This is a genomic window from uncultured Campylobacter sp., assembly GCF_938041645.1.
Lineage (GTDB): Bacteria > Campylobacterota > Campylobacteria > Campylobacterales > Campylobacteraceae > Campylobacter_B.
Map to the genome: position 1 here is coordinate 1 of NZ_CALIST010000069.1, position 9,740 is coordinate 9,740.

Annotated in this window: 8 protein-coding genes; 6 read left to right on the forward strand and 2 right to left on the reverse strand. The window is 49.2% G+C overall.

Annotation, left to right across the window (positions count from 1 at the left end):
• The coding region (locus tag Q0600_RS10005) for a sulfite exporter TauE/SafE family protein (RefSeq protein WP_298759876.1) at positions 1-718 on the reverse strand (718 nt) is incomplete at its 3' end.
• An 880-nt stretch (positions 719-1,598) separates the two neighbouring features.
• Positions 1,599-2,330: a peroxide stress protein YaaA gene (yaaA, locus tag Q0600_RS10010; RefSeq protein WP_298759879.1), complete on the reverse strand. Its 732-nt coding sequence runs from the start codon at positions 2,328-2,330 to the stop codon at positions 1,599-1,601.
• Positions 2,331-2,456: 126 nt separating this feature from the next.
• Here yaaA and Q0600_RS10015 point away from each other — a divergent pair, with 126 nt between their 5' ends.
• The 6 genes from Q0600_RS10015 to Q0600_RS10040 all read left to right on the forward strand — a co-directional run.
• The gene (locus tag Q0600_RS10015) at positions 2,457-4,139 is read left to right on the forward strand and encodes an anthranilate synthase component I family protein (RefSeq protein WP_298759882.1); all 1,683 of its coding nucleotides are present in this window, start codon (positions 2,457-2,459) and stop codon (positions 4,137-4,139) included.
• Positions 4,140-4,337 (forward strand): hypothetical protein, encoded by a 198-nt coding sequence (locus tag Q0600_RS10020; RefSeq protein WP_298759884.1) that lies wholly within the window; start codon positions 4,140-4,142, stop codon positions 4,335-4,337.
• A 113-nt stretch (positions 4,338-4,450) separates the two neighbouring features.
• Complete coding sequence (gene trpD / locus Q0600_RS10025) at positions 4,451-6,064, forward strand: anthranilate phosphoribosyltransferase (RefSeq protein ID WP_298759887.1); 1,614 nt, start codon at positions 4,451-4,453, stop codon at positions 6,062-6,064.
• Positions 6,065-7,186 carry a DNA adenine methylase gene (locus Q0600_RS10030; RefSeq protein ID WP_298759890.1) on the forward strand — a complete coding sequence of 374 codons (1,122 nt, stop codon included), beginning with the start codon at positions 6,065-6,067 and terminating at the stop codon, positions 7,184-7,186.
• On the forward strand, positions 7,170-8,816 hold the full coding sequence (locus Q0600_RS10035) for a hypothetical protein (RefSeq protein WP_298759892.1): 1,647 nt from the start codon (positions 7,170-7,172) through the stop codon (positions 8,814-8,816). Before Q0600_RS10030 ends, Q0600_RS10035 begins: the two co-directional genes overlap by 17 nt.
• Positions 8,817-8,878: 62 nt before the next feature.
• The coding region (locus Q0600_RS10040) for a hypothetical protein (RefSeq protein WP_298759895.1) at positions 8,879-9,740 on the forward strand (862 nt) is incomplete at its 3' end.

The following is a 9,740-nucleotide window of genomic DNA, read 5'->3' on the forward strand; positions in this document are numbered from 1 at the left end:
TTTTTAGCGCCAGCGCAAATAGCACGACATAAAGGACGAGCAGCCATTTTTTCTGAGTTTCGCGCTTTGCACGGCGAGCCTGAGAGGTGCCGAAATACACGCCCAAAAGCCCGCCCACGGCTAGCAGTGCGCCGCGTTCGTAATCCACATGGCCGTTGTACGAAAGGCTCAAAAGCGCGCTAAATGAGCCGAAAACGATAAAAAATAGCCCCATGCAGACCGCTCTTTTGATATCGACGCCCAAAAATCCGACCAATACGGGCGTTAGAAATACCGCGCCGCCCACGCCCATGCTAAGCGCGATCGCGCCGATAGCAAAGCCGATGAAAAACAGCACCGCGCCGTGGGGATTGGCGTTGCCGCCGCTTGTTACGTTCGTGCTAAAGAGCTTGAGAAAGGAGATCGCAAGCGTCAGCAAAAGACCGATCTCAAGCACGATTTCTGGCGAGTATTTTACGATGAAGCCCGATATGCTCGCGCCGCATAGCCCTCCGAGCCCCACCGCGATGCCGCTATCTAGTCGAAGCTTGCCCGCGCGGTAGTTCAGATATGAGCCAAAAAGCGAGACGATGAACATCTGCATCACCGAGATGCCCGCGGCGGTCTTGACGTCGTATCCCAGAGCCATCATCACGGGCATTACGACCGTGCCGCCACCGATACCGAAAAAGCCCGATATGAAGCCCACGACGACGCCGACAAAGGGGAGTTCTAGCATTTTTGATCCTTAAAATTTGAAGCGAAGTTTATAGCTTTAAAATTTAAAGCTTGCTAAATTTGCGGAATTTTTAGATTTGGAAGCGGGAAATTTGCGGGATTTTGAGGCGGGGAATTTTGATCGCGGGATTTCGGTTTGAAATTTTATGTGAGGGATTTGCTAAATTTGGAAATTTCTGGGATTCTAAAGCGCGAGATTTCAGGGCACAGAATTTTAGCTTGAAATTTATGTCTCAAATTTTGGCTCAAAATTTTATCGCAACAGAATGCAAGCCATAATTTCGGCTTAAAATTTTATACGGGGCTAGCTCAATCTGCATTTGTTTGTGTTGCGGCTTCGAAGTATAAAATTTAGATCATAATTTTGCGCCTAGACTACGACGGTTTGGCGTAAATTTGGATTAAAATTTTACATTTAGATCGTGACGCAGTATTTTTGCCGCGATTAAATTTTCGACAGGATTTTATACGGCAAAATTCCGCAAAGTAAAATTTTAGACAAAATTCTGCGGCGAAATTTCTGCGCTCCGTATTCTAAAAATCGCCGTAAAAGCGGTGCAAAAGTCACGACAAGATCGGCATAAAATTTTATGCGAAGCACACAAACGCGAAGAGCGCGAATTTTACTCTAAAAAAACCTTACGGCGAAATTTCGCCGCTAAAAGCTCGCTCAAAGCCGCCCAAGGCTCGCCAAAAGACCAAAAAGCCGCCGCCGCAAAATCCTCGCGATAAAATTCCGCCCGCAAATTTCTCGGGGTAAAATTGCTTTGGATATGGCGTGGGATTTGAACTCGCGGCAAATTGTTCGGGCTAAATTTTATGCAAAATCCGCATTAGACCTGCAAACTTGATCGTAAATTTCTCCGAGCGGATTTTGCGCCTTATGAAATTTCCAGCACGATCTCCTTTTTTAGCCCGATCTGTTTGATCTCGAGCACGGAAGCGCCGCCCAATCGCAGTGCAAGCACCTCCGCCTCGCTGCAAACGCCTGCTAGGGCTATTTCGCGCAACACCTTACCGCGCCAAGCCTTGGCGTAGTGGCTCAGCACCTTGCCGCCTTTGATGAAACTAAAACTCAGATATTCGTGCTTCATCTCATAAAATTTCTCGTAAAATCCCGCGCGCAGATCCACGACGCACTCATCTGCCAGATACCGATCCATCGCGGCGGAGAAGCCGTCGCGATAAAATTTCGCCGCGTCTATGCCGCCAAATTTTTCGCCCTGCTTGAGCTTGTAGTTCGGCAGTGCGTCGCCGCCCAGCACGGGGCCGAAAAGATTTGAAAAAATTATCGTATTTCGCTCCGCAAACTCCTGTGCGCCGGGGCTTAGCGACGCATAGCCCAGCGCGCGATACGCGGTACCCGTGTAGCGTAAAAGCGCCTTCGCGCAGCCTTTTTCAAAGATATTTTCGCGCAGGGCGGCGTCCCATTTTTTCAGTCCGAAAAGTTTGCAAAGCTCCGCCTCGCTCGCCCCCTCCGTAAACTCCGCGTAGGCGCGCAGCATCTGCAGACGCTTTTCGTAAAGATCTGCAAAGATGAAATTTTGCTCGCAAATGCGCGTGCCGCCGCTTTGCTCGCTTTTCATTTCGCTTGGGGAAAATAAAATTTTCATACGCTCTCCTTAAAATTTGCTAATTTTACTAAAATTTTGCTTGCATTAAGCCCGCCTAGGCTCGCGCCGCCCGCTCAAATTTAAGCTAAGCAGCGTATAATGGCGCTAAAAATTCCAAGGACGAAAATGCTTTTAGAAGAGCCGCTGTTTTACTACCGCGAAATTTTAAAGACGCATCCGCAAAGCTACCTCGCAGAGGACGACAGGCAGGTCATCATCGGTATCGATTGCGATTATTTCGACGGATTTAAGATGAGCTTTGAGGCGCTAAAGCTTAAATTTGATGAGATAAAAAGCGCGAAAGCGGGCGCAAGCGAGTTTAAAAACGCAAACTTTGCCGGGCTTTTCGGCGTTTTGGGATATAACATCGTGCGCGCGTTCGAAAATATCGGCGCACCGAAGCAGGCGCTGTATGACTTCCCGCCGTTTTTTTACGCCGATGCCGCAAACTACCTGCACTACGATAAAATCAGCAAAATTTACGATTTTTACGGCAAAGACGCCGAAATTTACGAAAGCCTGCGCGGGCTTAGCTCGCAGGCTTCACAACAGGCCGCCGTCGAAACAGCAGGCACGCCGCAGAGTGCTGCAAGAGCGGACGCCGCTATAAAAGGCGGATCGAAATCGCAAGGCGCGTCTGAGCCCGCGCCGCGTAAAAAAGAGCTTAAATTTAAAATTTTAACCGATCTGGGCGTCGAGGAGTCGCATTTTAGCGCAATGGTCGAGGCTGCAAAAGAAAAGATAAAAAGCGGCGACGTGTTTCAGGTCGTGCTGGGCGAAATTTTAAAAATCGGCACGAATCTCGGCAGCTTGGACTTTTACGAGCGACTCAAAAAGAACAATCCAAGCCCCTATATGTTTCACTTCCCGACGCCGTACGGCTGCGTCGCGGGCTCCAGTCCCGAGCTCATTATGGAAATCAAAAAGGACGAAATTTTCGTTGCTCCCATCGCGGGCACCCGCAGCAGAGGCGCGAATGCCGAAGCGGACGCGGCGCTTGAGCGCGAGCTTTTAAGCGACGAAAAGGAGCTTGCGGAGCATCGGATGCTGATCGATCTAGCTCGCAACGACATCGGCAAATTCGCCGCGCCAGCCTCGGTGCGGGTGCAAAACGCGATGCGCGTCGTGCGCTACGAAAGCGTGATGCACATCGTAAGCGAGGTTTACGGCAGCAAGCCGCGCGGGGTAAGCGCGTTTGAGGTACTCGGCACTATCTTTCCTGCGGGCACGCTAAGCGGTAGCCCGAAGATCCGCGCGATGCAGATCATAAACGAGCTGGAGCGCTACGAGCGCGGCATATACGGCGGCGGAATCGGGTTTTGGCGCTTTAACGGCGACGTGATGCAGGCGATCTTGATTCGCTCGGCGATCTTCGTAAATCGCGGCGAGCGAGATTCCTGCTCGAACGAGGATTTTAAGCGAAATTCCAACTTAAATTTAGACTCTGTTTGCGGCGAGGAGAAGTCCGAAGCGACGGAGCTTTGCGATTTCGCAGCGCAAAAGGGCGGCGGCGAGACGCAAAATTTAGCTCGTGCGAGCGAGCGGGACGCGACGTTAAATTTCAAAGCTCGCGTAGGCTGCGGAGCGCTAAATTTAGAAAGCAAGCCGAGCTTTAGCCGCGCGATGCGGTTTGAGGCTGCCAAATTTAACGCGGAGAATTTCGGCTGCGAATGGCTAAACAATCTCGTATTTATCGGAGCGGGCGCGGGTATCGTTTACGACAGCTCGCCAAAGAGCGAATATGCAGAGATCTGCAAAAAGCGCAAAAGTCCGCTCAAGGCGATCGAGGAGCTATGCGAGGAAGTTTAGATGCTAAGTTTATCGGCTCAGGCGTGCCGCTTGCTTCGGTGGGAGTTCGATTCTGCTAAATTTAATAGCGGCTTCGGCGCTAGGACGTTAAATTTAACGGCTAGCTTCATTCGGCGCCGCAAAGCCGAGATACATATCGGCTGCAACGCCGCGCAAGCTCGCGACGCAGTAATGCCGCTGGCGCGGGCGAAATTTTAAATTTAGCCCGCAGCGGCGCTAAAACGGCGCTAAATTTAGCCGCCGCAAAGCGGTTAAATTTGAACTATTTAGAATTTTAAAGAGGCGCAAACGCCCTAAAAAAGGATAAAATTTTGATTTTAATGATAGATAATTACGACAGCTTCGTTTTTAATATTTATCAATACATTTTGGAGCTAAGCGACGAGGAGGTGCGCTACTTCCGCAACGATGAGATAACGCTGCAGCAGGTGCGCGAGCTTGCCCCGTCGCACATAATCCTAAGCCCCGGGCCAAATCACCCAAAAGACAGCGGCGTCTGCCTGGATATTTTGCGCGCGGATCTGGACGTGCCGATTTTAGGCGTGTGCCTTGGGCATCAGGCGATCGGATATGCAGCGGGTGCGCAGATAAAGCAGCTGGAGGTGCCGCTACACGGCAAGAGCTCGGCGATCGAAATTTTCAATGACGGCGTGCTTTTTAGCGGCCTGCCACGTAAATTTGAAGTTATGCGCTACCACTCGCTTTATGTGGACGAAGCTACGCTGCCGCGCGAGTTTGAAATTTTAGCAAAGAGCGAAAACGACGGCATTATAATGGCGATGAAGCACCGAAGTAAGCCTGTTTTTGGCATTCAATTTCATCCCGAGAGCTTTTTTACTCAATACGGCAAAAAGATCATCGAAAATTTCATCAATTACGGCAAAAAGATAATTTTAAAGGAGAAACTCGTGGTAAATTTCGCCCCGTTTATGTTGAAGCTACAAAAGGGCTTCCCGCTAGATAGCGACGATTATGCGGTCATTTGCAAGGCGCTTTATGAGCAGGATTACGACATCGTGCAGCTTGCGGGGCTGCTCGTGCTGATCAGCGAAAAGTCGCTATATCCAAGCAGCCTCACGGCGCTCGTGCGCAGTATCTTAAAATACTCGATCACCTACGACGATCCGAGTCCGATGTTTGACATCGTGGGCACGGGCGGTGATAGGCTAAAGACGATCAATATCTCCACGACCGTGGCATTTATCGCAGCGAGCTTCGGCGTGCGCGTCGCCAAGCACGGCAACCGCGCGATTACCAGCAGATCGGGCAGCTCCGATGCGCTGGACGCTCTGGGCGTGCCGCTACTTAGCGATCTGGCGCAGATTAGAGCGCTGCTAGATCGCACGGGGCTGGCGTTTTTTCACGCGCCGTTTTTTCACAAAATCACCGCCGAGGTCAAAGAGGTTCGCAACCGCCTAAAAATCGGCACCGTCTTTAATATAATGGGGCCGCTACTAAATCCAAATTTAAGCCTAAGCAATCAGATCGTGGGCAATTATCTGGAGGAAGTAAACGGACTCATCGCCGAAACGCTGATGATTTTGGGGCGCAAGCACGCTCTGGTGGTGCACGGCATGGACGGCATGGACGAGATCAGCCTGTGCGACGAAACGCTAATCCACGAGGTCAAAGACGGCAAAATTTTAGAATACCGCGTAAATCCCGAGCAGTTCGGCTTTAAACGCGCATTTCACGGCGATATAGAGGGCGGCGACGGCGAGGCTAATGCCGAAGCTTTAAAGCAAATTTTAAAAGGTGAGCTTAGCGGGCCGAAATTTGATATCGTCGTGCTAAACGCGATGTTTGCGCTATACTGCGCCGATGTCGTGTCAAGCCCTGCGGAGGCTAAGCCGCTCATTTTAGAGGCGATCAGATCGGGCAAAACGTGGGAATTTTACGAAAACTACGTGAGGGCGAGAGCTTAGATGGCTAGCGGCGAAAAGAGGGAGTTTTTAAGCGAGCAGCTCATCAGCTATCTGGGCAACAAGCGCTCGCTGCTAGCGCCGATCGAGCGGGCGATCTGCGAGATTAAGGCGGAGCTTGGGCGGGACAAGATCAGCTTCGCAGACGTCTTTAGCGGCAGCGGCATCGTCGCGCGACTGGCTAAAGCACACTCAAACCTTGTGATCGCAAACGATCTGGAGGGCTACTCGCGCGCGATAAACTCCTGCTATCTTTCAAATTTCAGCGACGAGCTGTGGCGAGACTTGAGCGAGCTGCACGCTGAAATTTTAAGAAATTTTACGCCGAAGGAGAGCTTTTTTAGCGAGCTGTACGCGCCGAAGGACGATGAGGATATTAAAGCGGGCGAGCGTGCTTTTTACACGCGCCGAAACGCCCTGATTTTGGGCGGGCTCTGCGAGCAGATCAGCAAAATTCCGCAAGAATTTCGAGATTTTTTCACCGCGCCGCTGCTTAGCGAAGCGAGCATCCACTCAAACACGGGCGGCGTTTTTAAGGGCTTTTACAAGGACAAAGCGGGCGTGGGCAAGTTCGGCGGCAGCGGCGAAAACGCGCTAGCTCGCATAATGGGCGAAATTTCTCTGCGCCTGCCCGTGCTTTCAAATTTCGCCTGCGAAAGCGCGGTCTTTCAAGAGGATGCCGCGCACTTTGCACAGAGCGCGCGCGAGCGCTTTTCGCAGCTTGACGTCGCGTATTTCGATCCGCCCTACAATCAGCACCCCTACGGCTCAAACTATTTTATGCTAAATTTGATCACGGATTTTATAAACGATGGCAAGCACCCAAATGCTGCGGGGCTTAGCAAGGTCTCTGGAATTCCCGCAGACTGGAACCGCTCGGCATACAACAAAAAATCAAGTGCTGCGGAGGAATTTTTCGCGCTGCTGGCGGAATTTCCGGCGAAATTTTTAATAATCTCTTTTAATTCCGAAGGCTTCATCTCAAAGGCGGAATTTTTAAAAAATCTCGCGCACATCGGCTCCGTGCGCACGATAGAGATCCGCTATCCGACCTATCGCGCGAGCAGAAATTTAAACGCGCGCGAGCTTTACGTGACGGAATTTTTATATGTCGTACAAAAGTAAGATCAAAATTTGCGGCATCAAAAGCGCCGCCGAAGCCCGCGCCGTGCTAGCATGCAGCTCGGCTTTATGCGCAAATTTAAAGAGCGCGGACGGCGCCAAAAATTTACCGCAATCGAGTAGCGAGAGCTCAATAAAAAATTCTAATTTTTGCGGCGAAAATTCTAGGCGGAATTTTAATTTGGATGTCGAGAATGCTACGCGAAATTTCAATTCCGGCAGCAAGAATTTTGCGCCAAATTTTAATCAGGACGGCGAGAATTTCACCTACCGCGCACAAAATCATATAAATTTTACGTGTGAGCAGAATTGTGATTGTGATGAAAATTTCGACGGCGGTTCGCGAAATCTGGGCGACGACTCGGGCGTGCGGGTGGAGTTTTTGGGCGTAATCTTTGTGTCAAGCTCCAAGCGCCGCGTGAGTATAGATACAGCGCGCGAGATCGCGCATATAGCGCATGAAAATGGCGCAAAGTGCGTCGGAGTTTTTGCTTTGAGCTCCGAAAAACACGGCACCGCCACGCGCGAATGTAAAAATTTTAGCGACAAAACTCGCAGCGAAGAAATTTGTGAAGATAAAATTTACGCGGGCACTAGCGGCGGCTTAAAATTTTATGAAAACGAGCGCGACGATTTGAGCGTAAATTTAAACGCAAGCCGCGCCGCGTCTGCTTCGATAAAAGATCTAAATTTTGAAATTTTAGATGCGGAAACCCTAAGCGAAGAGCAAATTTTAAAAATTTGCAGCATTTGCGAGCTAGACTGCGCTCAAATTTATGGACGCATAAGCGCGGACTTTAAAACGCGCCTCAACGCAGCGGGCATCGAGGCGTGGCAGGTGCTAAGCATCGATGCCGAAATTCCGCTGCTTGAGGGTTTGAGCTGCGATCGGATTTTATTCGATGCCAAAGGAACGAGCCTGGGCGGTAACGGCGTGAGCTTCGACTGGGATCTGTTGCGACGTGCAGGGCTTAGCTGCGAAGGACAATACGGCGTGGCGCGTGATGAAAAATACTACGCGGGCGGCACAATACAAAGCGCGGACGACGCGAGGGGCGATCTCGAGTGTAGTACGATCCGCGAGAATTGCGGCGAGGAAAAATTTTACGCAGAGTGTGTCGAAAACAGCGGCATAAAGCCCACAGCAAGCTACAATCACCGTGCCGCCAAAAATGGCGAGGCTAGTAAAATTGTGCGTGATGTCACCCGATCAAGCGATGCAAAGCCTGCAATAGAAAATTATGGCCGCGATGCAAAGAATAGCGAGGAGTACGAAGTCAGTGCGTGTACTGCTACTCAGTCAAACAATATAGAGCCCGCGAAGGAGGGTTCCGATCATTGCGGCGCAAACGACTATGAGGCGGGCGCGCCAAATATTTCAAATGACGGCGGCGAAGTAGGCAAGCTGGGTGCCACAAAAGATGATAGCGCGGATAAGTGTAGCACCGCTTCCAAAGGCGGCGCGATCTCTTTTATTCTTGCAGGCGGCATCGGCGCGCAAAATATCCGTGAGGCACTCGCACTGCGCCCATACGCTATCGATCTAAACAGCCGCGTGGAGGATGCGCGAGGCATTAAAGATCCACAAAAGATAAGCGAAATTTTGCAAATTTTAAAAAATGTGCAAGGCTGATCTCTGCGTGCAAACTCGCGCGATAGTTATATCTAAATCAAGCGCGTATAAGGAGGAGCCAAATGCGTAAGGACGAAATTGCTAGGTTTGGCATAAGCAAAACGCGGTATGATAAAAATATAAAGGATTTCTTACAAGATAAAAATTGCGATAAGCGAAATTTGGCGGGCGGCGGGCTAAAATTTACGAGCGATGGCAGGCAAAATTCTATAAATGCCAGCGAACGAAATTTTACGAATGTCGTTGAACAAAAATCGCAAAGCGATCTCTCTTGTGCCACTGATACACTCTCGCAAAATTTTAAAACTCAAGCTAGAAATTACGACAAAGAGCCGATAATTATAAAAGATAACTCGATAGAGATGATTAAATTTTATTCGCCATTTCTGTACTTTCTTAATTTCATAGATTTTGGAACAAGGCAAGACTCGCCAAGATCCGTTAAACGCTGGCTAGAACTTTCGGATAAATTTGGCACCTGCTATATAAAATTTAAAAATTCAGTTATCGAATATTATTCAGAGAAAAAGAGAATGACCCTATACTCTATAAATTTATCTGAAATAATTGCAATAAAACGCACCTTTGGGCCATCCACTTTAAAAATGACGGAAAAAGGTAAAATTTCAACATTTTTTGTCGCGTTTACGTGGATAATCCTTTTATCTTTGGTAGTAACTTTTAAAAATAAAATTTCTTATGGAATTTTAATTGTGCCGATCTCCTTATTTTTGGCGTTTGCGCCCTTAATCATATTTAGATTTAAGAAAAATTTGGGATTTGACATAGGAAACGACAGCCTTATTTTTATGAGCAATGGTAATTATATCGAAGCAAGCATATTAACAAGCAAAGAATACAAAGAGCTAAAAGCCTATTTTCTACTCAAAACAGGGAAAAATTTAGATAAAATCCCGCCACAAA